The 25,730-nt window shown below is 65.8% G+C and carries 23 protein-coding genes; 11 read left to right on the top strand and 12 right to left on the bottom strand.

Going from position 1 to position 25,730, the window contains the following annotated elements; translation table 11 throughout:
- Positions 1-28: 28 nt before the first annotated feature.
- The 10 genes from QX041_RS13680 to QX041_RS13635 form a co-directional block, all read right to left on the bottom strand.
- Positions 29-484: a fasciclin domain-containing protein gene (locus QX041_RS13680; protein ID WP_316165816.1), complete on the bottom strand. Its 456-nt coding sequence runs from the start codon at positions 482-484 to the stop codon at positions 29-31.
- A gap of 1,066 nt (positions 485-1,550) precedes the next feature.
- Positions 1,551-2,588 carry an amino acid ABC transporter substrate-binding protein gene (locus QX041_RS13675; RefSeq protein ID WP_315767758.1) on the bottom strand — a complete coding sequence of 346 codons (1,038 nt, stop codon included), beginning with the start codon at positions 2,586-2,588 and terminating at the stop codon, positions 1,551-1,553.
- 66 nt (positions 2,589-2,654) lie between these two features.
- Positions 2,655-3,248 carry a L,D-transpeptidase gene (locus tag QX041_RS13670; RefSeq protein ID WP_315717095.1) on the bottom strand — a complete coding sequence of 198 codons (594 nt, stop codon included), beginning with the start codon at positions 3,246-3,248 and terminating at the stop codon, positions 2,655-2,657.
- Positions 3,249-3,359: 111 nt separating this feature from the next.
- Positions 3,360-3,485, bottom strand: a complete 126-nt coding sequence (locus QX041_RS13665) for a DUF2474 family protein (protein ID WP_315717096.1) — start codon at positions 3,483-3,485, stop codon at positions 3,360-3,362.
- Positions 3,485-4,495, bottom strand: coding sequence for a cytochrome d ubiquinol oxidase subunit II (gene cydB / locus QX041_RS13660; protein ID WP_315717097.1), 1,011 nt, complete (start codon positions 4,493-4,495; stop codon positions 3,485-3,487). The genes QX041_RS13665 and cydB overlap by 1 nt, the downstream gene beginning before the upstream one ends.
- Positions 4,492-5,898, bottom strand: coding sequence for a cytochrome ubiquinol oxidase subunit I (locus QX041_RS13655; protein WP_316165622.1), 1,407 nt, complete (start codon positions 5,896-5,898; stop codon positions 4,492-4,494). Before QX041_RS13655 ends, cydB begins: the two co-directional genes overlap by 4 nt.
- Before the next feature lie 365 nt (positions 5,899-6,263).
- Positions 6,264-6,875 (bottom strand): sigma-70 family RNA polymerase sigma factor, encoded by a 612-nt coding sequence (locus tag QX041_RS13650; protein WP_315751179.1) that lies wholly within the window; start codon positions 6,873-6,875, stop codon positions 6,264-6,266.
- Positions 6,876-7,106: 231 nt separating this feature from the next.
- Positions 7,107-7,850 (bottom strand): response regulator, encoded by a 744-nt coding sequence (locus tag QX041_RS13645; RefSeq protein WP_315717100.1) that lies wholly within the window; start codon positions 7,848-7,850, stop codon positions 7,107-7,109.
- The gene (locus QX041_RS13640) at positions 7,847-9,592 is read right to left on the bottom strand and encodes a DUF3369 domain-containing protein (protein ID WP_315751180.1); all 1,746 of its coding nucleotides are present in this window, start codon (positions 9,590-9,592) and stop codon (positions 7,847-7,849) included. Before QX041_RS13640 ends, QX041_RS13645 begins: the two co-directional genes overlap by 4 nt.
- Entirely contained in the window at positions 9,562-11,547 is a 1,986-nt protein-coding gene (locus QX041_RS13635) for an ATP-binding protein (RefSeq protein ID WP_410051870.1), read from the bottom strand. The genes QX041_RS13640 and QX041_RS13635 overlap by 31 nt, the downstream gene beginning before the upstream one ends.
- Before the next feature lie 520 nt (positions 11,548-12,067).
- Here QX041_RS13635 and ugpB point away from each other — a divergent pair.
- From ugpB to QX041_RS13580, 11 genes are all read left to right on the top strand, one after another.
- Positions 12,068-13,393, top strand: a complete 1,326-nt coding sequence (gene ugpB / locus QX041_RS13630; protein ID WP_316165621.1) for a sn-glycerol-3-phosphate ABC transporter substrate-binding protein UgpB — start codon at positions 12,068-12,070, stop codon at positions 13,391-13,393.
- Between the two features lie 2 nt (positions 13,394-13,395).
- The gene (locus tag QX041_RS13625; protein ID WP_315717103.1) at positions 13,396-14,346 is read left to right on the top strand and encodes an aminoglycoside 3'-phosphotransferase/choline kinase family protein; all 951 of its coding nucleotides are present in this window, start codon (positions 13,396-13,398) and stop codon (positions 14,344-14,346) included.
- A 223-nt stretch (positions 14,347-14,569) separates the two neighbouring features.
- The gene (locus QX041_RS13620; protein WP_316165620.1) at positions 14,570-16,192 is read left to right on the top strand and encodes an ABC transporter substrate-binding protein; all 1,623 of its coding nucleotides are present in this window, start codon (positions 14,570-14,572) and stop codon (positions 16,190-16,192) included.
- A gap of 195 nt (positions 16,193-16,387) precedes the next feature.
- Positions 16,388-17,401 (top strand): ABC transporter permease, encoded by a 1,014-nt coding sequence (locus QX041_RS13615; RefSeq protein WP_316165619.1) that lies wholly within the window; start codon positions 16,388-16,390, stop codon positions 17,399-17,401.
- Positions 17,398-18,300, top strand: coding sequence for an ABC transporter permease (locus tag QX041_RS13610; RefSeq protein WP_315717106.1), 903 nt, complete (start codon positions 17,398-17,400; stop codon positions 18,298-18,300). Before QX041_RS13615 ends, QX041_RS13610 begins: the two co-directional genes overlap by 4 nt.
- A gap of 4 nt (positions 18,301-18,304) precedes the next feature.
- Entirely contained in the window at positions 18,305-18,481 is a 177-nt protein-coding gene (locus QX041_RS13605; protein ID WP_316165618.1) for a hypothetical protein, read from the top strand.
- Positions 18,478-20,292, top strand: coding sequence for an ABC transporter ATP-binding protein (locus QX041_RS13600; RefSeq protein WP_316165617.1), 1,815 nt, complete (start codon positions 18,478-18,480; stop codon positions 20,290-20,292). Before QX041_RS13605 ends, QX041_RS13600 begins: the two co-directional genes overlap by 4 nt.
- Before the next feature lie 26 nt (positions 20,293-20,318).
- Complete coding sequence (locus QX041_RS13595) at positions 20,319-20,498, top strand: DUF4089 domain-containing protein (RefSeq protein WP_315717108.1); 180 nt, start codon at positions 20,319-20,321, stop codon at positions 20,496-20,498.
- 10 nt (positions 20,499-20,508) lie between these two features.
- Positions 20,509-21,909, top strand: a complete 1,401-nt coding sequence (locus QX041_RS13590) for an AtzE family amidohydrolase (protein ID WP_316165616.1) — start codon at positions 20,509-20,511, stop codon at positions 21,907-21,909.
- Positions 21,890-22,282 carry an oxalurate catabolism protein HpxZ gene (hpxZ, locus tag QX041_RS13585; protein WP_315717110.1) on the top strand — a complete coding sequence of 131 codons (393 nt, stop codon included), beginning with the start codon at positions 21,890-21,892 and terminating at the stop codon, positions 22,280-22,282. Before QX041_RS13590 ends, hpxZ begins: the two co-directional genes overlap by 20 nt.
- Before the next feature lie 2 nt (positions 22,283-22,284).
- Positions 22,285-23,016: a GntR family transcriptional regulator gene (locus QX041_RS13580; protein WP_315751192.1), complete on the top strand. Its 732-nt coding sequence runs from the start codon at positions 22,285-22,287 to the stop codon at positions 23,014-23,016.
- Between the two features lie 111 nt (positions 23,017-23,127).
- Here the strand turns inward: QX041_RS13580 and atzF are convergent, their stop codons facing one another.
- Both atzF and QX041_RS13570 read right to left on the bottom strand, forming a co-directional pair.
- Positions 23,128-24,915, bottom strand: coding sequence for an allophanate hydrolase (gene atzF / locus QX041_RS13575; protein WP_316165615.1), 1,788 nt, complete (start codon positions 24,913-24,915; stop codon positions 23,128-23,130).
- A 247-nt stretch (positions 24,916-25,162) separates the two neighbouring features.
- Complete coding sequence (locus tag QX041_RS13570; protein WP_409977918.1) at positions 25,163-25,702, bottom strand: DUF805 domain-containing protein; 540 nt, start codon at positions 25,700-25,702, stop codon at positions 25,163-25,165.
- Between the last annotated feature and the right edge of the window lie 28 nt (positions 25,703-25,730).

The following is a 25,730-nucleotide window of genomic DNA, read 5'->3' as shown; positions in this document are numbered from 1 at the left end:
CCATCACCGATGGCGCGCTCTCGTTCGATCAATGATGCATCGCGGTCTTGGCCGGTGGCAGCAGCACCTTGTCGATGACGTGGATGACGCCGTTCGAGGCCATGACGTCGGCCTGCACCACATGCGCGTCGTTGACCTGCACGCCGAAGAAGGTGCCGTCGACGGCCACCGGCTGGCCTTGCGCCGTCTTCACGCTCAGCTTCTTGCCGGCGACGTCGCCGGCCTTCACCGCGCCGGGGATCACGTGATACTTCAGGATCGCGGCGAGCTTGCCCTTGTTCTTCGGCTTGAGCAGATCCTCGACGGTGCCCGGCGGCAGCGCGGCGAACGCCGCGTCGGTCGGTGCGAATACGGTGAAGGGACCCTTGCTCTTCAGCACCGGCACGACACCTGCGGCCTTGGCGGCGGCGACGAGCGTCTTGAACTGACCGGCGCCGACGGCGGTGTCGACGATATCGGCGGCACGTGCCGCGACTGCTGACATGGAGAGCGCGCCCAGCATCAACGCGCCGGCCACGAACGAACGGAATCCCAGCGTCATTCGAGTTTTTCCCTGTGAACTGAACTGATGAGTTGGCTGATGCGCAAAGGGATTTCGGTCCCCCTTGTTCTCCCTGTTGTGCAGGGGCGCATCACCCGACCGGATTGGTCAGGCTCGTTACGATCGCTGCGATTGGCTGGATTTGAGAATGAATTCACGAACTCGTGAGCGGCTCCCCGAGCCTCCCGGGCAGATCGCGCGAGAGCCATGAAACCGCGGGACTAATTGCTTTGCGGGAGCATCCGCAGTGCCCGTCGGGCCATTTTGTCGCAACCCGACGGGCGTTGTCTCGTCGGGCAAATCAGCCGCACATTCCCCGCCGTCACGGCCCGCAAGAGGGACGCTTCGCGATCGTTACGAAACGTGGGCCAGTGACGCGATGGACGCATCGGATCGCAGCGCGAGTGATCGCGCCGACGAACGATGGCGATGCGGACGTGAAAGCGCGTGGTCCTGGCGCCCCGATGCTGGCGTCAAGTCGACGGGTGATGATCCCGGGCGGCGACGGTGGCTAACAAGCCGGACACCGAGGAGAGCGCGCCATAAGCGTTAACACCGTCGCGCAGGGAAGGCCGGGTTGTCCCGGCTGAGCCTGTGGTTCTGCCGCCTGCATTTTTTTACGCAGGCGGGCCGCAGGTGCCAGTCGGCACCTGGCCTTCCCTGCGCCCTCGATTTTCGGAGGGTGGAGAATTTGGCAAAGCTCGGGCGCGGAAGACGTCGCGGGGATGATGATGTTTGTTCTGCTCTAAGCACCGGAAAATCAGCCCTCGCGGCGCATATGAATGCGCCCTCTCCCCTTGTGGGGGAGGGCTACACAGAAGCCAACTCCAAGCTTGCTTGGGTGAGGGGTTGGTGCGGAAAATGCAGGTCTGAGTTCGTGGCAACCCCTCACCCGGTTTCGATGCTGCGCATCGAAACGACCCTTTCCCACAAGGGGAGAGGGTGCACCGTTCGTGTCGCGAGAGGCGTGAGACCAGTCGAAGCGAAGCCGACAATTCCGACCGGCGTTCTACCTGATCGGCGGCGCGTACTGGACACCACCCGCGTTCCACAGCTGGTTCATGCCGCGCGGGATCTTCAGCTTCGACTCGCTGCCGACATTGCGCTCATAGACCTCGCCGTAATTGCCGACGTGACGGATCACGCGCGCGGCCCAGTCCTTGGTCAGGCCGAGGTCCTGGCCGTAGCTGCCCTCGTTGCCGACCAGCCGCATCACGTCCGGCTTCTTCGACTTCAGCGCCTCGTCGATGTTCTTGGAGGTGACGCCGAGTTCCTCGGCATTGATCATCGCGTACAGCGTCCACTTCACGATCATCATCCAGTCGTCGTCGCGCTGGCGCACCACGGGCGCGAGCGGCTCCTTGGAGATCAGGTCGGGCAGGATGTCGTGATCGCCGGGCTTCGACAGCGTCAGACGCAGCGCGTAGAGCTGCGAGACGTCGGCGGTGAAGGTGTCGCACTTGCCACTGTCATACGCCTTGATGACGTCGTCGAGCTTGGGAAACTTCACCTCCTCGTACTTCATGTTGTTGGTGCGGAAATAGTCGCCGAGGTTGAGCGCGTTGGTGGTGGAATCCTGCACGCAGACCTTGCTGCCGTTGAGGTCGAGCGCCGTCTCCAGCTTGCGCGACCGCGGCACCATGAAGCCCTGGCCGTCGTAATAGGCGACCGCCGGGAAATACAGGTCGTAGTTCTGCTCGCGCGCCATCGACCAGGTGGTGTTGCGCGACAGGATGTCGACCTTGCGGCTCTGCAGCTCCTTGAAGCGCTCGTTGGCGTCGAGCGGCACGAACTTCGCCTTCTTCGGATCATCGAAGATCGCGGCCGCCACGGCGCGGCAGAAGTCGACGTCGAAGCCGCTCCAATTGCCCTTGTCGTCGGGAATCGAGAAGCCGGGCAGGCCGGCATTGACGCCGCACAACACCTCGCCGCGGCGGATGGTCCGCTTCAAGGTGCGGGTGTCGTACATCTCATAGGTGACGGCGAGCGCCGCGACGAGGACGGCGACGGCGAGCCCGATCAGCAGGCCGCCTCGGAAAGTGCGCATGGTGAATCTCTTTCAGAAAATGTCAGGACAAAGCGATGGCTGAATGTCCGGCGGCGGGCGCCGGCGTCACAGTTCCGGCTTCTGCCGCACCACGACCTTGGTGCCGACCGGGACGCGGTCGAACAGGTCGGCGACATCGGCATTCACCAGCCGGAAGCAGCCGGAGGAAATCTTGCTGCCGATCGTCCAGGGCTGGTTGGTGCCGTGGATGCGGTACACGGTGGTGCCCAGATACATCGCGCGCGCGCCCAAGGGATTGCCGGGGCCGCCGGCCATGAAGCGCGGCAGATAGGGCTGGCGCTGGATCATCTCCGGCGGCGGCGTCCAATCCGGCCACTCGGCCTTCTTGGTGATCGACAGCAGCCCCTGCCACTGGAAGCCGTCACGGCCGACGCCGATGCCGTAGCGGATGGCACGTCCGCCCGGCTGCACCAGATAGAGGTGGCGTTCGGCGGTGGACACGATGATGGTGCCCGGCGGCTCGGTGGTGCGGAAATAGACCACCTGCTTGCGCCATTCGGGATCGAGCTCGTAGCCGTCATCGGCGACGAGACCGGGCTGATCGCCGGGGTCCTCGGACTGGGCAAAACTATGCGATGTGGACAGCGCCAGCGCGATGATGGCGCTGGCCGCACAAAGCAGGCGACGGAAACTCGGCATTCAAAGCTCTCCTCAACGGACCCCTGCGAAGCTTGCCCGATCAAATCCACCCGTCAAATTTCAGGAGCATATTCGCAGCAAAGTCAAGGTGAGCGCAGGGCGCACCCGTTGTCATCCGAGCTTCATCCAGAGCCGCAGCAGGAAGGCCACCGCGCCGACGGTCGCCACGCCGGCGAGCCAGAGCGCAACGAACCAGGCGAGGCGCTTCGCGAGGGACGCGGGCTCGGGAGCGCGCATCAGTGATAGCCGCTGTCGTGCCCGACCTTGCCGCGAAACACCCAATAGGCCCAGCCGGTGTAGCCGAGGATCAGCGGCACCAGCACCAGCACGCCGGGCAGCATGATCAGTTGGCTGCGTTCGGGTGCTGCCGCCTGCCAGATCGTGATGCTCTGCGGCACGACGTAGGGATACATGCTGATGCCGAGGCCCGCGTAGGAGAGGAAGAACAGCGCGAGTGCGAGAAAGAACGGCCAGCTATCGTGCCTCTGGGCGAGGTTCTTCATCATCAGCACGGTGACGCCGACGACGGCGAGCGGCACCGGCGCGGTGAGAATGATCGCCGGCCACCTGAACCAGCGGTCCGAATATTGGATCGTGAGCAGCGGCGTCCACAGACTGACGGCGGCGATGGCGAGCAGCATCGCGAACAGCAGGACCCAGCTGATGCGATAGGCCTTGTCGCGCAGGTCGCCCTCTGTCTTCAGGATCAGCCAGGTTGCGCCGAGCAGCGCGTAGCCGACCACGAGCGAGACGCCGGTGAGGAGGCTGAACGGCGTCAGCCAGTCCCACCAGCCGCCGGCATAGTGCCGGCCCTCGACATGCACGCCCTGCAGGATGGCGCCGAGCGCGATGCCCTGCGCGAGCGCCGCGACCCATGACCCGCCGGCAAAGGCGATGTCCCACAGATTGCGTGTGGCGCGGGTGCGCCAGCGGAATTCGAAGGCGACGCCGCGGAAGATCAGGCCGACCAGCATCGCGATCAGCGGCGCATACAGCGCCGGCATCAGGATCGCATAAGCCAGCGGGAACGCGGCCATCAGGCCACCGCCGCCGAGCACCAGCCAGGTCTCGTTGCCGTCCCACACCGGCGCCACGGTGTTGGTGATGACGTCGCGGTCCTGCTTGCCTGGAAACAGCGGGAAGAGGATGCCGAGGCCGAGATCGAAGCCGTCCATCACGACGTAGATGAACACGGCGAGCGCGATGATGAAGGCCCAGAGGGTGGCGAGATCGATGGCGACGCTCATGATCCGACCACTCCCTGCACGACGCCGGCGGCCGGCGTGATGCCGGCGGTGCGGACCGGCTGCTCGCTGCTCGGGCCCGGCTCGCCGGGATGCGGCGGCTCGGCCATCAGGCGCAGGATGTACAGCACGCCGGCAGCGAAGATGATGAAATACACGATGATGAAGGCGAGCAGCGAGGCACCCACGGCCGGGGCCGCGAGCGGCGAAACGGAATCGGTGGTGCGCAGCAGCCCGTATACGGTGAACGGCTGCCGGCCGGTCTCGGTGGTGATCCAGCCGGCCATGACGGCCATGAATCCCGCAGGTCCCATCGCAATCGCGAAGCGGTGCAGGCCGCGATTGATGTACAGCCGCCCGCGCCAGCGCTCCCACAGGCTGAACAGGCCGAGCGCCAGCATCAGCAGGCCCAGGCCGACCATGATGCGGAACGACCAGAAGGTGATCGGCACTGGCGGCCAGTCCTGCCGCGGGACGGTGTCGAGGCCGGCCATCGGTGCGTCGATCTGGTGTTTCAGGATCAGCGAGCCAAACTTAGGAATGCCGAGCGCCCATTTCAGTTCGCCCTTGGCCTGGTCCGGCCAGCCGAACAGGTACAGCGGCGCGCCGTCCTTGTGGCTCTCGAAATGGCCTTCCATGGCCATGATCTTCACCGGCTGGTGTTCGAGCGTGTTGAGGCCGTGCTGATCGCCGACCAGGATCTGCAGCGGCGCCACCAGCGCCGCCATCCACATCGCCATCGAGAACATCACGCGCGGGCCCGGCAGATGCGGATTGCGCAGCAGATGCCAGGCGCCGACCGCGCCGACCACGAGCGAGGTGGTGAGATAGGCCGCCAGCACCATGTGCACGAGGCGGTAGGGGAACGACGGATTGAAGATGACTGCGAGCCAGTCGACCGAGACGAACTGGCCGTCGGCGTTGACCGCATAGCCCGCCGGCGTCTGCATCCAGGAATTGGCCGAGAGAATCCAGAATGCCGAGATCAGGGTGCCGATCGCGACCATCAAGGTGGCCAGGAAATGCAGCTTCGGGCCGACGCGCTTCAGGCCGAACAGCATGACGCCGAGAAAGCCGGCCTCGAGGAAGAACGCCGTCAGCACTTCATAGGCCATCAGCGGGCCGATCACCGGTCCGACCTTGTCGGAATAGACCGACCAGTTGGTGCCGAACTGGTAGGACATCACGATGCCGGAGACGACGCCCATGGCAAACGCGATGGCGAAGATCTTGAGCCAGTAATTGAAGACGTTGAGATAGACGTCGCGGCCGGTCCACAGCCACAGCGCCTCGAGCACGGCGAGGTAGGACGCGAGCCCGATCGAGAAGGCGGGGAAGATGATGTGGAAGGTGACCGTGAAGGCGAACTGCGCGCGCGCCAGCTCAACCGCATCCAAACCGAACATCAGCACCGTCCGTCATTGCCGTGGGGCTTGTAGCACCGCCCCATGACGGAAGATTGCACCGGCAACGCGCGATATCAAATGGTCAAATCGCCCTATTGGCGGCGTGAGCGGTCCCAAACGACGAAGACCCGGCGGGGGCATCCGCCGGGTCTTCGGAGCAACCTTGGAAGGTGGAGGTATCCTTGAATTTGCTCGCTCCAAACCGAGATCAGCTGGGGGACTGAGGCTCGGCTGATGGATAACGTTCTAGCGGCCGAAATTTTCCAGGTGATTTCGCCGATTGTTTCAATTGTTTCGTTCGGCGATTTTCGTGCGTCGTCTTTGGAACCCGCCGGGGCGGCAGCCCCGACGAGAATGAAGCTTGGTCAGGCGGCGAGGCTGTGGACGCCGGCACAGCGCAGGAGCTCGGCCAGGTGCTTGCGGGCATAGAACATGCGCGTCTTCACCGTGCTCTGCGGAATGCCGATGATCTGCCCGACCTCCTCCACCGACTTCTCATGGTAGTAGATCAGGGTGATGATCTCGCGATGCGCCGGCGACAGCTTGGCGACGCAGGCGCGCAGGATGGCGCTGGTGGTGGAGCGCTCGAGCGAGGTCTCCGGCGTGTCGGAGTCGTCGGCGATCTCGCGCACCTCGTCCTGGTCGATGTCCTCGAAGCGGCGCTGGCGCAGCGCGGTCAGCGCTTTGAAGCGGGCGATCGACAGCAGCCAGGTCGAGACCTGCGAGCGGCCCTCGAACTGCTTGGCGGTGCGCCAGACGTCCAGGAACACCTGGCTGACGAGGTCCTCGGCGATCGTGGTGTCGCGGACGATGCGCAGGATGAAGCGATAGACCCGCACATTGTGACGCGCATAAAGCGTGTGCATCGCGGTGCGATCGCCATCGGCAATGCTCTCCAGGAGCATGTCGTCCGTGGTCGCCTGGGCGGCGATGATGCCCTGGCTGGCTGCGGAATTGATGGCAACGACGTTCTGCATGGCACTCTCCCGTTCCGCCGCCCCCTTGCGGCGTTTCGACGGGATGGATTGTTAAGGAGTGCCCGTTTCGGGACGTCTGCACGAAAACAGGAAAATGGTTTCGTGCGCCTGCGGAAATGTTTCGTCGCGCCGCACATCGCGAAACAGTCGTGGCGGAATTGTGCCCAATTCCAAGAAGCGGAACGGAATGGGGGTACAGAGGCTGCTTTCGCCGCCGCCGGCCGGCTGTCCTCAGGCCTTCTCGCCGGCCGGGGAGAACAGGTAGCCGCCGCCGCGAATGGTCCGGATCACGGCCGGTTTGGTCGGATCGGGCTCGATTTTGCGACGGATGCGCATGATTCTAAGATCCACGGCGCGATCGAACGCCTCCGCATCGCGGGCATTGGCGAGCTCCAGCAGCCGCTCGCGCGACAGCACCCGCTTCGGGTTGGCGGCGAACACTTTGAGCAGGCCGAACTCGGACGCCGTCAGCGGGTGCTCGTTGCCTTCGTCATCGCGCAGCGCCTGGGCATCGAGATCCAGCCATTTGGTGCCGAACCGCACCAATTGCGGGTCCTTGGCCTGGGCCGGAGCGGTCTCCGTGACGGCCGCCGCAGCCTTGGCCGGTCCGCTGCGGCGCAGCACGGAGCGGATCCGGGCCATCAATTCGCGCAATTCGCACGGCTTGGCGACGTAATCGTCGGCGCCAAGCTCAAGCCCGACCACGCGGTCGATCGGGCTGGCGGTGGCCGTCAGCATGATCACCGGGATGTTGGTGCGGCCCTTGAGATCGCGAATGATCGACAGGCCGTCTTCTTCGGGCATGTTGAGGTCGAGCACGACGAGATCTGCGGGGCCGGTCTCGATGGCGCTGCGCAGGCTCTTGCCGCCGTCGCACAGCGTCACGCTGAAGCCGTGCATCTTGAGGTAATCACCCACCATTTCGCGGGCAGGGGCCTCGTCGTCGACGATGATGATGTGCTGGCTCTGACTCATGACAATTCGGCCGCCGGCAGTGTGATGGTGAAGGTCGATCCGGATCCCGGCCCTTCGCTCCTGGCCGTCACCTCGCCACCATGCATGTCGACGATGCGTTTGACAATCGACAGGCCGAGCCCGGTCGAGCTCTCGCCCGCGGTCGGTTTGGCCGACAGCCGCTGGAACCGCCCGAACAGGCGGCCGAGATCCTCCGGCGACAGCCCGGCGCCCTGGTCGGTGACGGCGATGATGGTGTTGTCGCCGTCATCGGCGGCGTTCACGGTGATCCTGCCGCCGATCGGGCTGTACTTGATCGCGTTGCTCAAGAGATTGTCGATCGCCTCGCGGATCCGGTCGATGTCGCACATGGTCGACAGCAGCGTCGGCGCCGAGACCTCGATGACCTGCTGCTTGTTGAGGGCGAGCGGCTGGTTGGCCTCGACCACCTCATGGATCAGGGCCGTGATGTCGACCGGCTCGCGGCGGATGGTGATGTCGAAGGCGTCGGCCATCGCATCCGAGATCAGATGGTCGACCATCGAGGTCAGCCGCTTGGCGGCATCGCGGATATGTCCGACCTGGCTGGTGATCCCCTCTGCGGAGGCGCCGGTCGCGATCAACTCGGTCAGCATTTCCGTGCGGCCGAGGATGACGCCCAGCGGATTCTTCAGGTCATGGGCAACGGTGCCGAGAATCTCGTTCTTGAAGCCGTTGGCGCGCTGCAGCCGCAGCCATTGCGCCGACAGCCGCCGGTTGGCCTGCATCAGCGCGCGGGTGCGCTGGGCGACGCGGTCCTCGAGCTGGGTGTTGGCCTCATGCAGCTGCTGATACAGGATCACGTTGTCGAAGGCGATCGACAGCCGGCTGGAGAAGATCTCGACCAGCGAACGGTCGGTCTCGGACAGCGGCCGCTCCGCCTGCAGCAGCACCACGACTTCGCGCCCCGAGCCGGTGCGGACATAGAGCACGGTGCGGTGGTCTGCGAATTCGTTGCTGCGCTGCCTGAAGGCGGCCTCAACCATGTCGCGCAGATCCGGATCGAGCGAGCGCGAGGTGACGGCGCCGGAGAAGCGGCTGTAGCAGCCGGAGCCGGCCAGCACCGAAAAATCGTCGGTCTGGCTGCCGTCGTCGCGCAGCACCAGGATCCCCGCGCAATCCACGTTCAGCAGCGACGCGATCTGGGTCAGCACGCCCTCGGCCAGCCGCTGCATCGACTTGAAATCATACAGCGTCGAGGCGGCGTCGATGATGATCTCGAGGCCGCGCCGGGTCTGCACCATGCGCTCGAGCTGCTGGTAGCTGCGCAGCGCCGCCGTCAGCGAGGTGAACAGCTTGTCGGCGGTGAGCTCGGTCTTGGCCTTGTAATCGTTGATGTCGTACTGGACGATGACGCGCCGCTCCGGCGCCTGGCCCGGCTGCCCGGTCCGCAGGATGATGCGGACGGTCTCGTTCTTGATCTCGTTGCGGATGTATTCGACGAGCTCGAGCCCGGCGACGTCGGTCTCCATGATGACGTCGAGCAGCACGGCCGCGATGTCGGTGTGCTCCCGCATCAGCGCGCGGCCTTCGGCCGCCGAATAGGCGGACAGGATTTCGAGCCCCTGGCCGTTCAGGCTGTAATCCGACAGCGCAAAGCGGGTGCCCTCGTGCACGGCATGGTCGTCGTCGATGACGGCGATCTTCCATTTCCGGGCCGAACCGTCGTCCTCGTCGAAACCGGTATCCTCGATCAGTTGGAGGACATCGTCCTGTTCGGCCATTGCGTCGTTCCGTCACCCATTGCTGTCTCGGCGCCGCCCTTGGCGACCCGCGGCATGATAATCCGAAAGGTGGTGCCTTGTCCCTCGCGGGATTCCAGCATCATGCGGCCACCGAGCTGCTGCGTCACCAGATTGTAGACGATATGCAGCCCGAGCCCCGTTCCCCCTTCGTTGCGGCGTGTCGTGAAGAACGGATCGAAGGCCTGGCGCTGCACGTCGGGGGGCATGCCGGCCCCGTTATCGGCGAAAATGATCTCGATGTCATCCGTGCCGCGCGGCCGCGCCGTGATCGAGATGGTGCCCGCGCGGCCGTCGGCAAAGGCGTGGTTGACGGCGTTGAGGAACAGGTTGGTGAGAATCTGACCGTAGAACCCGGGATAGCCGTCGATGAAAAGCCCCTCGGGGACATCGACCGCCAGCGTGATCGGCGCGCGCTTGAGCACCGGCTTGAGGCTGGTGATGATCTGATCGGTCGCCTCGCTCAGGACAAAGGCCCGTCGCTCCGCATGGGAGCGGTCGACCGCGACCTGCTTGAACGACTGGATCAACTCGCCGGCGCGCTGCAGGTTGGCGACCAGTTGCTCGGACGCATCGCGCGACGAACGCACGAACTCCTCCAGTTGCGACCGGCGCAGGCCGCCTTCGGGCGACCGCAGCGCCGCCTCGAACATCTCGACGCGGCGTGCGAAGCTGGAGGCCACCGTCAGGCTGATGCCGATCGGGTTGTTCACCTCGTGGGCGACGCCGGCGACCAGCCCGCCCAGCGCCGCCAGCCGCTCGGCATCGATGAGATTCCGTTGCGCGGCATTGAGCTCGAGCAGCGCGCTCTCGGCCTTTTCCTTCGCGGTGCGCAACTCGTCCTCGGTCTTGCGCTTGGCGATCGCGTTCTCGCGGAAGGTCTCGACGGCGCGGGCCATCGCGCCGACCTCGTCGCGCGCCTCGGTGCCCTGGACCTCGCGGTCGTAGTCGCCCAGCATGATTGCGCGCATCGAGGCCATGATCTGCTGCAGCGGCAGCCGGATCGACAAGGCGATCAGCACGCCCGCGGACAGGATGACTCCCAGGAAGATCACCGCGATCGAGAGGACGCGGCGGGAGATGTCCTTCAACGTCCGATCGAACGTCGCCTGCGCCTTCTGCTCGTGCTGGCGCATCTTCACCGACAGGCCGTCGATGGCGCCGATGGTTTCGGCCTGGCTCGCATCGATGGTGTTGCGCAGCAGTTCGGTGCGGTTGGTGAGCTGATCGGTGAGCTTGGAGAATCCCGCGCGCAGCGCCGCGGTCCGGGCCGACAGCCGCTGCAGCGCCAGCCGCTGCAGATCATTGTCCGCAAGGCTCGACATCACCGGAATGGTCTTCTCGATCGTCTCCGTGTTGCGGCGCGCGTCCTCGGCGGAGGCGGGCGCGAGCGACAGGTAGTAGGAGTTGGCCGCGACCAGCATGGCGGTGAAGGCCTCGCGCGACTTGCCGAGCGAGGGCCATATCTGCGCGTCGCGATGGCCGGTCGCGCCTTCGATCACCGAATAGAGCCCGGCGATGTCGCGGGCGGGGCCGAGAACCTCTTCCTCATAGGTCTTGGAGATCGTCCCCTGCAGACTGCGCAGCTCGCCGAAGCCGTCCAGGAAACGCACGGTGACGCGCTCCAGCTCCTCGACCGACCCCGACAGCATCGGGTCGGTCGAGGCGCGCGTCGTGAGCGTCCCGAGCACGGCCTCGCGCAGCAGCAGGATCTCGGCGAACAGCTCCGGGCTCGGCTGATTGATGTAGCGATGAATGAGGTTCTGCAGCCGGCTCGTCTCGCTTTCGAGCAGGGCCAGCACCTTGTCGGATTCCCGGACCTGGCGAACGTCGTCCCAGGCCGTGCCCAGCACCGTCGCGCCGTTCCAGATCAGCGCCGCCAGCACGATCACGACAGCCGAGTTGAGCGCGGCGATCGAGAGGATGCGCCAGCGAATCGGAACCGCCCGCAGCGCGCGAACGATCCGTGCCCGCCCCAGAACCGCCAGACCGAGCGGCCGCGCGACGGATTTCCGCTGCTCGGATCGCGCCACGATCGCTACCTCGGGCCGGTCGTGCGGAGCCTGCCTGCGTCCGCTCTGCCGCGCGCAGCCGGGCCTGTATGCTGCGGCGCAGCCAGTCGCGCCGCCGAGCATGATGGGCGTGAAAGGGACGAGCGGTACCGCGCGCCCGCCTCAGCGCGCATCAGCACCGGCGTGACGTCCACTCTCGAGATCGACGAAAGATGGGCGCGGTACACAGGCAACACTTTTCCCCCTGATGATGAGGTCGGCCCGGACATGAAAAGGTTCAATGCACTCCCGAACAGGTGCTATAAGGCCATTCTGACGCCAAAGCGATACGCGTCAATGGTTTGCTGATAGTTTGTTGCAGCCTTGGGTTGCTGGACCTGATTTTTCGGTCCGATTGCGATCTCAGCCCGGGCCTATTCATTCATCGGATTGGAGTTGCCTCCTGGTGACGGTCCTTCTGCGTTCTGTTTCGTTTGCAATCCTGCTCTGGACGGTTGTTGGCGCAAGCACGGCCAAGGCCGCGACCGAGATCGTGTGGTGGCATGCGATGTCGGGCGAGCTCGGCAGGCAGGTCGACAGGCTGGCGGCCGACTTCAACGCGTCGCAGTCCGACTACCGCATCGTGCCGAGCTACAAGGGCAGCTATACGGAGACCGTGACGGCGGCCATCTTCGCGTTCCGCTCGCGCAGCCAGCCGGCGATCGTGCAGGTCAATGAGATCGCGACCGCGACGATGACGGCGGCCAAGGGCGCGATCTATCCCGTTTACGAGTTGATGCGCGACGAGCAGGAGAGCTTTTCGCCGTCGGCCTATCTGCCCGCGATCGCCGGCACCTATGCCGACGCCGACGGCAACATGCTGTCGTTTCCGTTCAACGCCTCCACGCCCATCCTCTACTACAACAAGGATCAGTTTCGCGCGGCCGGGCTCGATCCGGGCGTGGCGCCGAAGACCTGGTCCGAGCTCGGCAAGGCTGCCCGGCGGCTGCGCGACAACGGCGTCGACTGCGGCTTCACGACGTCGTGGCCGGCCTGGATCAACGTGGAGAATTTCTCGGCCTTCCACAATCTGCCGATCGCCACGCGGGCCAACGGCTTTGCTGGACTGGACGCCGTGCTGACGTTCAACAATCCGCAGGTCACGCGGCACATCGCCCAGCTCGCGGAATGGCAGAAGAGCAAGGTGTTCGACTATGGCGGCCGCGGTCAGGCTGCCGAGCCGCGTTTCCAGAAGGGCGAGTGCGGCATCTTCATCGGCTCCTCGGCAACGCGCGCCGACATCAAGGCGAATTCGAAATTCGAGGTCGGCTACGGCATGATGCCGTACTGGCCTGACGTTGCGGCCGCGCCGCAGAATTCGATCATCGGCGGCGCGACGTTGTGGGTGCTCCGCGACCGTCCCGCGGCCGAGTACAAGGGCGTGGCCAAGTTATTCGCCTATCTGTCGCGGCCCGATGTTCAGGCCGCTTGGCACCAGAATACGGGCTATTTGCCGATCACCCAGGCGGCCTTCGATCTGACGCGCGCGCAGGGCTTCTACGACCGCAATCCAGGAGCCGCGATCTCGATCGAGCAGGTGACGCTCAACCCACCCACGGAGAATTCGCGCGGACTGCGGCTCGGCTCGTTCGTGCTGATCCGTGATGCCATCGAGGACGAGATGGAGCAGGCCTTCAGCGGCCGCAAACCGGCGCAGGCGGCGCTCGATGCCGCCGTCGACCGCGGCAATCGTCTGCTGCGCCAGTTCGAGCGCGCGAGCCCGGATCGCTGAAAATGACGTTGCCACCGGTCGCCGATGGCGCGCAGCTCCGGCGCCTCCGTGCCGACGTGACGCGCTGGCTGCCGGCTGCACGCGATATTGCGCGCGGCCATGGCTACGACGACGCGCGGCTGGTTCCGTTCGCGGCGGGCACCAATCTGGTCCTCGCGCTGAACGACGGACTGATCCTGAAGGTCTTCCCGCCGTTTCATCGCGGCAAGTTTCAGTCCGAGCGGGCGGCCTTGCGCGTGCTCGCCGGTGGCGTCGGCGACGTCCGTACCCCCGACCTGCGACACGAAGGGGAGCGCGACGGCTGGTGCTATCTGATCATGACCAGGCTCGGCGGCATGCCTGCTTCGGATGTGTGGCGGCAACTCCCGGAGCGGGACAAGCAGCTCTTGCTCAGGCAGGTCGGTCGTCTGATCGCCGCCGTGCAGCGGGTCCCGCCTGGCGAGCTGCTGGCGCTCGGTCCGCGCTGGTCGGATTTTTTGCGGATGCAGATGGCCGGATGTCATGCACGCCATCAGCGGCTCGGCTTGCCGCCGACGCTTCTCGCCGGGCTGGACGATCTCCTGCGCGAGGCCGCAGCACTGCTGCCGCAGGGTCCGCCGCCGGTCATCCTGACCGGTGAATACATTCCGGAGAACTTACTCGTCACGCGCAGCGGTGATGGCTGGCAGCTGAGCGGGCTGTTCGACTTCGGCGACGTCATGACCGGTTTTGGCGAGTATGATCTGCTCGGGCCGAGCGCCTTCATGGCAGCGGGTCATCCCGGGCGCGTGCGTGCCTTGTTCGACGGCTACGGATTTGCGCTGGAGGACATCGACCGGCAGCTGAAGCGACGGCTGCTGGTCCTGCTGTTGCTGCACCAGTACAGCGATCCGCTCCGACACATCTGCATTCCGGATTGGCCGGCCAAGGTCCGCGACTTCGACGAGCTGCAGGCGCTGATCTGGCCGGAGTGATCCCAACCGGGGCGGCGGTCCAACAGGCGTTGCGTAAATCTGTCGCAGGCTAGCTGAGGTGATTATAAACTCAGCAAATATGCAGCTTTGTATGCAATTGGGGGCGCTGAGCTGTGCCGCTCGGTGAAGGCCCCTCGATATTTCAATAGCTTAGCTTTCAGCCGGGCTTGGCACAAAGCTTGCGACCACTGTTCCCGACAGTCGTTATCCTCGGGAGCATTTGATGAAGCGTCGCGATTTTCTGAAATCCGTGTCCGGTCTGGCTGCGGGGGCCGCGCTGCCAATGGCGCCGGCCATCATGTCTTCCGCCAAGGCCGACGCGCGGTCCGAGACGCTGCTGATCGTGTCCGAAGGCGGTCCCAACAACCTCGACATCCACGGCGTCGGCACCAACGTGCCGGGCTACGAGGTGTCCTGGAACTGCTATGACCGCCTGATCAGCCACGAGATGAAGAGCGGCCCGGGCGGGGTGCCGTACTACGACCGCGACAAGTTCAAGCCCGAACTCGCCGAGGACATGACCATCGGCGACATGTCCGCCACCTTCAAGCTGCGCAAGAACGCCAAATTCCACGACGGCACGCCGGTCACGGCCAAGGACGTGAAGTGGTCGCTCGATCGCGCCGTCAGCGTCGGGGGCTTCCCGACCTTCCAGATGAGCGCCGGCTCGCTGACCAAGACCGAGCAGTTCGTCATCGTCGATGACCACACCGTGCGCGTCGACTTTCTGAAGAAGGACCGGCTGACGATCCCCGATCTCGCCGTCATCGTCCCCTGCGTGGTCAACTCGGAGCTCGTGAAGAAGAACGCGACCGACAAAGACCCATGGGGGCTCGAATATACCAAGCAGCAGACCGCTGGTTCCGGCGCCTACAAGGTGACGAAGTGGACCGCCGGTACCGAAGTGATCATGGAGCGCAACGACGACTGGGCGTGCGGTCCGCTGCCGAAGATCAAGCGTGTGATCTGGCGCATGGTGCCGCAGGCCGGCAACCGGCGCGCGCTGCTCGAGCGCGGGGATGCCGACATCTCCTATGAGCTGCCGAACAAGGACTTCCAGGAGATGAAGTCGAACGGCAAGCATACCGTGATCTCGCTGCCGATCTCGAACGGCATCCAGTATATCGGCATGAACGTCACCAAGCCGCCGTTCGACAATCCCAAGGTCCGGCAGGCGCTCGCCTATGCAATGCCCTATCAGAAGATCATCGATGCCGTGATGTTCGGCCTTGCCAATCCGATGTTCGGCGCGCCGGCGGATAAGGCGACCGAGGTGGCGTGGCCGCAGCCGACCAAGTACTTCACCGACATGGAGAAGGCAAAAGCGCTGCTGGCGGAAGCCGGCTACCCCAACGGCTTCGAAACCACGATCTCCTTCGACCTCAATTTCGCACAGGTCAACGAGCCCTTGTGCGTGTTGGTGCAGGAGAGCCTCGCCCAGCTCGGCATCAAGACCACCATCAACAAGGTGCCCGGCGCGAACTGGCGCACCGAGCTGAACAAGAAGGAGATGCCGCTCTTCACCAACATCTTCTCGGGCTGGCTCGATTACCCCGAATACTTCTTCTACTGGTGCTATCACGGCAACAATTCCGTGTTCAACACGATGAGCTACAAGTCGCCGGTGATGGACAAGTTCATCGACGGCGCGCGTGACGCCGCCGCGGCCGGGGACAAGGCGACGTACGATGCCGACGTGAAGGGCTTCGTCGATCTCGCCTTCGCCGAGGTGCCACGCATTCCGCTGTATCAGCCGTTCGTCAACGTCGCGATGCAGAAGAACATCTCCGGCTATCAGTACTGGTTCCACCGTAGGCTCGACTATCGGGCTCTGGTGAAGGGGTGAGACAGTGATGGGGGGATGTAATATGGGCCGAGCTCTCTCATTCCCTCCCCCCTTGTGGGGGAGGGGCAGGGAGGGGGGTAGCCACACCCACTGCCGTCTGGGTCCACCCCCCTCCCCAGCCCTCCCCCACAAGGGGGGAGGGAGCCGAGTGCGCCGCGCGGACAGGTCTGGGCCAATTCGGGCAGGGGGCTGCTCATGCTGAGCCTCATCGCCAAGCGCCTCGCGTTCGCGATCCCGTCGCTGATCGGCGTCGTGATCGTCACCTTCCTGCTCACGCGCGCCTTGCCCGGCGATCCCGCGGCGTATTTTGCCGGCCCCGCCGCCACCAAGGAGGCGGTGGAGCAGATCCGCAAGAAGCTCGGCTTCGACAAGCCGCTGGTCGAGCAGTTCTTCCGCTACACCGTCGATCTCGCCCATGGCGATCTCGGCAGTTCGCTGACCACAGGCCAGCCGGTCGCCAGCGAGATTCGCAACCGACTGCCGGCCTCGGCCGAGCTGACCTTGCTCGGTCTGTTGGTATCCGTCGCGATCGCGCTGCCGCTCGGTGTGCTCGCGGCGACGCGGCCGGGGTCGTGGATCGACCATACCTGCCGTATCGTCACGACCGCGGGCGTCTCGCTGCCGGTGTTCTTCACCGGGCTGGTGCTGGTGTATGTGTTCTACTTCCGGCTCGGCTGGTCACCGGCGCCGCTCGGCCGGCTCGACGTGTTTTATAGCGCGCCGGACCCCGTGACCGGCTTCTACCTCATCGATACGCTGATCGCGCGTGACGGCGAGGCGTTCCGCTCGGCGCTGAGCCAGTTGATCCTGCCCGCCGCGACGTTGGCGATCTTCTCGCTGGCTCCGATCGCGCGCATGACGCGGGCCTCGATGCTGTCGGTGCTGTCGTCGGAATTCGTCCGCACGGCGCGCGCCTCGGGCCTGTCGCCCGCGACGGTCACCGTGACCTATGCGTTCCGCAACGCCATGCTGCCGGTCATCACCACGCTATCGATGGTGTTCTCCTTCCTGCTCGGCGCCAACGTGCTGGTGGAGAAGGTGTTCGCCTGGCCCGGCATCGGCTCCTATGCGGTCGAGGCGCTGATCGCCTCCGACTTCGCGCCGGTGCAGGGCTTCGTGCTGACGATGGCGATCATGTACGTCGTCCTCAACCTCGTCATCGACATTCTCTATGGCGTCATCGATCCCCGCGTGAGGCTGGAAGGATGAGCACTGTCGCGCCGACCGTCGAGCCTGCCGCCGTTCCCTCGCGGACGTCGGGACTGACAGCCCTGATCGGCCACACGCGCTATGTCCTGGCCGAGAACAAGGTGACGGGCTTCGCCTTCGGCCTCCTGGTCGTGATCCTGTTTGCAGCCATCTTCGGCCCGTGGATCGTGCCCTATGATCCGCTGGCCAGCGACACCGCGTCCGCGCTAAAGCCGCCGTCGGCGGCGCATTGGTTCGGCACCGATCAGCTCGGCCGCGACATCTTCAGCCGCGTTGTGGTCGCGACCCGGCTCGACACCTTCATCGCGATCGCCTCGGTCGCGCTGGTGTTCTTCCTGGGCGGTCTCGCCGGCGTCGCCGCCGGCTTCTTCGGCGGCTGGACCGATCGCATCGTCGGCCGCATCGCCGACACGATCATGGCGTTCCCGCTGTTCGTACTGGCGATGGGCATCGTCGCCGCGCTCGGCAACACCGTGCAGAACATCATCATCGCCACCGCGATCGTGAATTTCCCGCTCTATGCGCGCGTGGCACGCGCCGAGGCCAATGTCCGCCGCAACGCCGGCTTCGTGCAGGCGGCACGGCTGTCGGGCAACAGCGAGCTGCGCATCCTGCTCGGCCACATCCTGCCGAACATCATGCCGATCATGATCGTGCAGATGTCGCTGACCATGGGCTACGCCATCCTCAATGCCGCAGGCCTGTCGTTCATCGGCCTCGGCGTGCGGCCGCCGACGGCGGAATGGGGCATCATGGTTGCCGAGGGCGCCTCGTTCATGGTGTCGGGCGAATGGTGGATCGCGCTGTTCCCGGGTCTCGCGCTGATGATCGCGGTGTTCTGCTTCAACCTGCTCGGCGACGGCCTGCGCGACATCGTCGACCCGCAGCGCAGGACGTAAGGCGATGAGCGCACCACAAAACGACTCCGTCATTGCCGGGCTTGACCCGGCAATCCATCCCTTCAAGAACACCTTCGTCAGTGTGATGGACGCGCGGGCCTTCGCCGCGCCGAAGGGGCTTCGGCCCCGCAGGCGGGTCAAGCCCGCGTATGACGGTCGTAACAAGCGGAGCCACGGATGACCGCCCAGCCGCTGCTCGACGTTCGCGATCTCACGGTCGAATTCTCCACCCGCCGCGGTATCGTCAAGGCGGTGCAGCATGTCGACATCTCCGTCGCCAAGGGCGAGACGCTCGCGATCGTCGGCGAATCCGGCTCGGGCAAGTCGGTGACGTCCTATGCGGTGATGCGCATCCTCGACCGCGCCGGGCGCATCGCCGAGGGATCGGTGATGTTCTCCGGCGTGGACGTCAGGGCGGCCGAGGAAAGCGCGATGCGCGATCTGCGCGGCCGCGAGATCTCGATGATCTTCCAGAACCCGCGCGCGGCCCTCAATCCGATCCGGAAAGTGGGCCAGCAGATCGAGGATGTGCTGAAGCAGCACGTCCAGGCGGCCGCGACCGATCGCGCCGAGAAGGCGATCGCCGCGCTCGAGCAGGTCAAGATCGCCCGCCCGCGCGAGCGCTACCACGCCTATCCGTTCGAATTGTCCGGCGGCATGTGCCAGCGCGTCGTCATCGCGCTGGCGCTGGCCTGCAACCCGCAGCTCCTGATCGCCGACGAGCCGACCACCGGTCTCGACGTCACCACGCAGAAGGCGGTGATGGACCTCGTCGTCGAGCTGACCAAGAGCCGGGGCATGTCGACGATCCTGATCACGCATGATCTGGGTCTCGCCGCTGCCTATTGCGATCGCGTCGTGGTGATGGAGAAGGGCCGGGTGGTCGAGACCGCCAGGGCCGCCGACGTCTTCGCCAACCCGCAGCATCCCTATACACGCAAGCTGATGCGCGCGACGCCGCGCCTCGGCGTGTCCTTGCGCGATCTGCTGCCGGAGGAGGATGTGGCAGCCCCACCACACACAGCCTCCGTCATGGCCGGGCTTGACCCGGCCATCCATCCATCTTCGCAAGAGTCGCTCCAGGTGATGGACCCCCGGGTCAAGCCCGGGGGTGACGAGCGGAGTGCGGAGGGCGAGCGGAGTGCGAGCAGCGCCAAGCCGCTTCTCCTCGTCGACAAGCTGGTCAAGGAATATCCGCGCCAGGGCGCTTCGGCCACGTTGTCGAAACTGTTCGGACGGAGGCCGGCGGTCGAGCCGGAGATGTTCCGCGCCGTCGACGGCATCAGCTTCACGGTCGGTCATGGCGAGAGCGTTGGCCTAGTCGGCGAATCCGGCTGCGGCAAGTCGACGACGTCGATGATGGTGATGCGGCTGCTCGACCAGACCTCGGGGCGCATCAGCTTCGATGGCGAGGAGATCGGCAACATCCTGCCGCAGGCCTTTGCCCGGCTTCCGCTGCGCAGCCGCATCCAGATGGTGTTCCAGGATCCGACCGACAGCCTCAATCCGCGCTTCACCGCGGCGCGTGCCATCGCCGACCCGATCCTGCAGCTCGGCGACATCAAGGGCCGCGACGCGCTTCGTGCCCGCTGCGAGGAGCTCGCCACCATGGTCGGCCTGCCGCTCAATCTGCTCGATCGCTTTCCGCACCAATTGTCGGGCGGCCAGAAGGCGCGCGTCGGTATCGCGCGCGCCATCGCACTGCACCCGAAGCTCGTCATCCTCGACGAGCCCACCGCGGCGCTCGACGTCTCCGTGCAGGCGGTCGTGCTCAATCTGCTGCAGGACCTCAAGCGGCAGTTAGGTATGAGCTATCTGTTCGTCTCCCATGATTTGAATGTCGTGCGGCTGTTGTGCGATCGTGTGATCGTGATGCGGTCGGGTCGAATCGTCGAGGAAGGCACCTCCGAACGTGTGCTAGGTCATCCGCAGGATGACTATACGCGGGAGTTGCTGACGGCGATTCCGCACCCGCCATTGCCGGCGCATTGAGCGTGAAAGCTTGAGGAGAAAAGCTGATGGCGGAGCCATTGGACGATTACATCGACGCCGTCGGGCGTGCATTGGCTCTGCCGATCGAGGACGCTTGGCGCCCGGCCATCCGCGCCAATCTCGAGGTCTCGCTGAAGATGGCGAAGCTGGTCGACGAATTCTCCCTGCCTGATGAAGCCGAGCCTGCCAGTGTCTTCACCGCTTAGTTCTCCCGAGATGACCGCGAGCGCCATCGCCGCCGCGGTCGCCGCCGGCAAGCTCTCGGCCGTCGACGCCACTGACGCCGCGCTGGCGCGGATTGCGGTCCGCGATGGTGTGCTCAACTCGTTCACGGACGTGACCGCCGAGCGGGCGCGTGCGAAGGCGCGTGCGGTGGATGCCGACATCGCGGCGGGCAAGCCCATCGGCCCGCTCGCCGGCGTGCCGTTCGCGGTGAAGAACCTGTTCGACGTCGCGGGGCTGCCGACCCGCGCCGGCTCCAAGATCAACCGTGATCGAGCGCCCGCGACGCGCGACGCGACGCTGATCGAGCGCATGGAGGCGGCCGGCGCCGTCCTCGTCGGTGCGCTCAACATGGGCGAATACGCCTACGACTTCACCGGCGAAAACGTGCACGACGGCCCGTCGCGCAATCCGCATGATCCGACGCGGATGAGCGGCGGCTCGTCGGGCGGCTCGGGCAGCGCCGTCGGCGGCGGCCTGGTGCCGATCGCGCTGGGCTCCGACACCAACGGCTCGATCCGTGTGCCGTCGTCGTTCTGCGGCATCTTCGGCCTCAAGCCGACCTATGGCCGGCTGTCGCGGGCGCGCTCGTTTCCGTTCGTCATGAGCCTGGATCATCTCGGTCCGTTCGCACGCTCGGTCGAGGATCTCGCGCTTGCCTACGACGTGATGCAGGGGCCCGATGCCGACGATGCCGCGTGCACCACGCGTGCGCCGGAGCCGGTCTCAGCTTCGCTGTCGCAAGGGCTCGATGGCCTGCGCATCGCCATTGCCGGCGGCCACTTTCAGAAGAACCTGTTTCCGGAGGCCGCCGAGGCGGTCAGCCGCGTGGCGACCGCGCTCAAGGCGACCGACGTCGTCGAGGTGCCCGAAGCCGCGCGTGCTCGCGCCGCGGCCTATGTCATCAGCACGACCGAAGGCGCCTCGCTGCATCTCGACCGCTTGCGCAAGCAGCCGCAGGATTTCGATCCGGCGGTGCGCGATCGGCTGATTGCGGGGGCGATGATTCCGGCACCGATGGTCGACCGCGCGCAGAAGTTTCGCCGCTGGTACCGCGCCCGGGTGCTGGAGCTGTTCAAGTCCGTCGACGTGCTGATCGCCCCCGCCACGCCCTGCGTTGCACCCAAGCTTGGGCAGGCGACCTTCGTGCTCGACGGCGTCGAGCTGCCGGTGCGTGCCAATATCGGCATTCATACCCAGCCGATCTCGTTCGTCGGGCTTCCCGTCGTCGCCGTCCCGATTCCGCTCGCGCCGATGCCCATCGGCGTGCAGATCATCGCGGCGCCCTGGTGCGAACATGTCGCATTGCGTGTGGCCCACGCCTTGCAACAGCTTGGCGTCGCCGCTGCGCCGGCCCCGCGAGGAGTTCTGGAGAATGGAAGTCGATCTGCCTGACGTCGTCGCGGAAGTCACCGCGCAGTTCCAGCGCTACGAACAGGCGCTGGTCGGCAACGACGTTGCCGTGCTCGACGAGCTGTTCAAGCAGGACTCCCGTACGCTGCGCTACGGCATCGGCGAGAACCTCTATGGCTACGGCGAGATCGCTGCATTTCGCGCCGCGCGCTCGCCGGCTGGACTGATGCGGCGGACCGCGCGCACCGTGATCACCACTTACGGCCGTGACGCCGCGGTCGCCTCGACGCTGTTCTATCGCGACACCGCGCCCGGCAAGGTCGGACGCCAGATGCAGACCTGGGTCCGGTTTCCTGAAGGCTGGAGAATCGTTGCTGCCCATGTCAGCATCATCGATGAAGCAAAGGGCGGCTGAGGATGAGCCTGGACGATCTACCGCCGCGAACGCGCCAGCGGTCCGCCCGCGACTTGGAGATCAAGCGCATCGACCGCGCGCCGCCTGCCGTCGCGAAAATCACGCGCGCCGAGGAGCTGCGCCTGCAGCTGGCCGATGAGATCGTGCGCGGCGCGCTGGCGCCGGGCGCGCCGCTGGACGAGACCGAGATCGCCAAGCGCTTCAACGTCTCGCGCACGCCGGTGCGCGAAGCGCTGCGTCAATTGGCGACTTCCGGGCTGATCGAGGCGCGTGCACATCGCGGCGCCGTGGTGGCGCGACCGTCGGCCGACCGTCTCACCGGCATGTTCGAGGCGATGGCCGAGCTCGAGGGCCTGTGCGCCGGTCTCGCGGCGCAGCGCATGACGCCGGTCGAGCGGCAGCGGCTGGAAGCCATCCACGAGGAGCTGCGCAATCTCAGCCACGCCGGCAACCCCGAGCGCTTCCACGAGGTGAACGAGCGCTTCCACAACGCGATCTATGCCGGCGCGCACAATGCCTACATCGCCGAGATCACCTTGGCGACGCGGGTGCGCGTGCAGCCGTTCCGCCGCGCCCAGTTCCGCAATCTCGGCCGCCTCGCCAAGTCGCATGCCGAGCACGACCGCGTCGTCGTCGCCATCCTGCGCGGCGACAAGGCCGGCGCGGCGAGTGCCATGAAAGCCCACATCGAGCTGGTGCGCGGCGAATACGAGATCTACGCGGTGTCGGTATAGCTAAGCTCGGCGTCTGCCGGGTTGCCATCATTGCCCGCGCAGCAATCCAGAGGCCCGACCGCAGCTCTGGGATTGCTTCGCAGCGCTCGCAGTGACGAAGTCGCGAGGCGATCAGCTTTTCTGCGCCATATACGCGCGCCAGCCGCCGAACTCCGAGATGTCGCGCGCGCCATCGAGGGCGGCAGGCTCGACAAGGAAGCCCTTGGCGCTGCGGCCGTTGGCGAGCCGGATGGTGCCGATCGACAATGGCGGCGGGATGAGGTTGACGAATTTGCCGAAGCTCGCGGCCGACAGCGCCCAGAGCTCGACGGCCATTGCCGTGCCCTGGCCGTCGTCGATCCGCAGCATGCCGGGCTTGGGCGGCGTGGTCGACAGCGCGTAGAGCTTGTAGTCAGGCGCGGTGGTCGTCGCCTCGAGCATACGTCCGCCGAGGCTCGTCAGCTCGTGGTTCAATGCCATCCCTGAGAGATGCGCGCCGACGACGACGACGGCGATCTCGTCGCCATGCAGTGCCGGAGACACGGGAGCGAGCGGCGGCAGCGGGACCGGCTTGGCGCCGATCGGCAGCGCCGTGTCGGCATGGAAGGCGCGCCCGAGACTGGCGAGCGCCGCATCGCGGCCGGCTGGCGCCAGTAGGGTGATGCCGAACGGGACGCCGTCGCTGCGCATCGCAGCCGGCACCGCAAGCCCGCAGAGATCGAGCAGGTTGACGAAGTTGGTGTAGGTGCCGAGCCGGCTGTTGAGCTCGATCGGATTGGCGAGCACATCCGCGGTGGTGTAGGCGGTCGGCGCCGTCGGCAGCACCAGCGCGTCGATATCGGCGAAGGTACGCTCGGCCACCTTGCGCAGCGCCTGCAGACGATAAAGCGCGGCAAAGGTGTCGGCCGCGCTGCCGCGCGCGCCGCCGATGGTGATCTCGCGCGTCACGGGGTGGATCGCATCGGGATCGGAGGCGAGCAGATCGCGGATCACGAGATAGCGCTCGGCGACCCAGGGGCCTTCATAGAGCAGCCGCGCGGTCTCGTAGAACGGCTCGAGGTCGAACTCGACCAGCTCGGCGCCAAGCTTGACGAAGCGCGCGGCGGCAGCGCCATAGGCGGCGTCCGCCGCCTTGTCGCCGAAGAAGATCAACTGCCCGGGGCGGGGAATGCCGAGCTTCACGCCCTCGGGAAATGCCGTCACGGCCCCAAGCGGCCGGTCGCGCGAGAACGGATCGAGCGGATCCGGCGCCGCCAGCACCGAGAGCGCCGCGACGGCGTCGTCGACCGTCAGCGAGAACACCGAAATGCAGTCGAGCGTGCGGCAGGCCGGCACCAGGCCGGACGTCGAGATCATGCCGAGGCTCGGCTTCAGGCCGACGATGTTGTTGAGCATTGCCGGCACGCGGCCGGAGCCCGCAGTATCCGTCCCGAGTGCGAGCGGCACGAGACCCGCGGAGACGGCGACCGCCGAGCCCGAGCTCGATCCGCCCGGAACGAGATCGGCGCGCACCGGATTTTTCGGAATGCCATAGGGCGAGCGCACGCCGACGAGGCCGGTGGCGAACTGGTCGAGATTGGTCTTGCCGATGATGATCGCGCCGGCCGCGCGCAGCCGCGCCACCGCGGTGGAATCGCGAGATGGCGTGTAGGCGAAGGCGGGGCAGGCGGCGGTGGTCGGCAGGCCCGCCACGTCGATATTGTCCTTCACCGCGACGGGCACGCCGTAGAGCGGCAGCGATCTGTCCCGGTCGGCGAGGGTTTCGGCCTCCGCGAGCGCGTCCTTCTCGCCGCGCAGGCTGATGAAGATGGCGGGGTCGTTGTGCGCGCGGATCCCGGCGTAGCAGCGCGCGATCGTGTCGCTTGGCGTTGTCAGGCCGGCGCGATGGGCGGCGACGATCTCGGCAATGGTCTCGGTCACGCGGCGCTCCGCGTCTCGTCCGAGCCCAAACTCTGGCCTGCCATTTCCTTGCGCTCCGCTTCGCCCAATCCGGCTGCGAACGTAGCAAGCCATGTGCCATTGTGTACACGGCGAGGATGCGGGCCTGATAAGGAAAAATCTTGAGAGTCAGTGGGTTGCTGTGCCGTCCGACAGGCCGTCGGGCGGTCGGATGTGGTTGCCGAAGGCGATTTGCCTAATTGGTGAGCAGGCCGGGCGCCGCAGCCGCCTAGTACCCGCGCCGATCGGCATCCCCGCCCGTGATGCGCGCAAGTCGTGCCTCGGTGGCCGAGCTGGCGCCACGGGCTGTCCGGAACGATGCAGACGTCGGGCGGGTCACCGTGGCTCCCGACGATGGCGCGTCGTCAGCCCCGCTGGGGAAGAACAGCAGCGCAACGCTGAGGCCGAGATTGACCAGGGCGCCCACCCACGTGCCGTGGTGCGATGATGTCGCCGCGTATTCGGGAAATCGGCCGGCGATCACGTAGTCCAGCACCATGACGGCGATCCAGGCCGGGATCACACAGACCGGGTCCCAGCCGATGTCGCGAAAGCGCATCGCCTGCAGCATCAGGTTCGCCACCAGGCACAGACCGATCAGCACCACGATCGGCAGGCTCACCGTCAGCTCCGACGTCTGCGGGGCGAGGGCGGCAAGACCGACGGCCACAACCACGATCAGGACCACCGAAACCAGCGCAAGACCGAGCGAGGCGAGAAAATATTGCAGACGGCCGAGACGCGCATTGAAACCGAAAATGAACCCCAACATCCGCCTCTCCCCGCAGGCCGCGCCG

This window comes from Bradyrhizobium sp. SZCCHNRI2009, assembly GCF_032485115.1.
GTDB lineage: Bacteria > Pseudomonadota > Alphaproteobacteria > Rhizobiales > Xanthobacteraceae > Bradyrhizobium.
The sequence above is the reverse complement of the archived record's forward strand: the minus strand, read 5'-3'. Positions and strand labels throughout refer to the sequence as shown.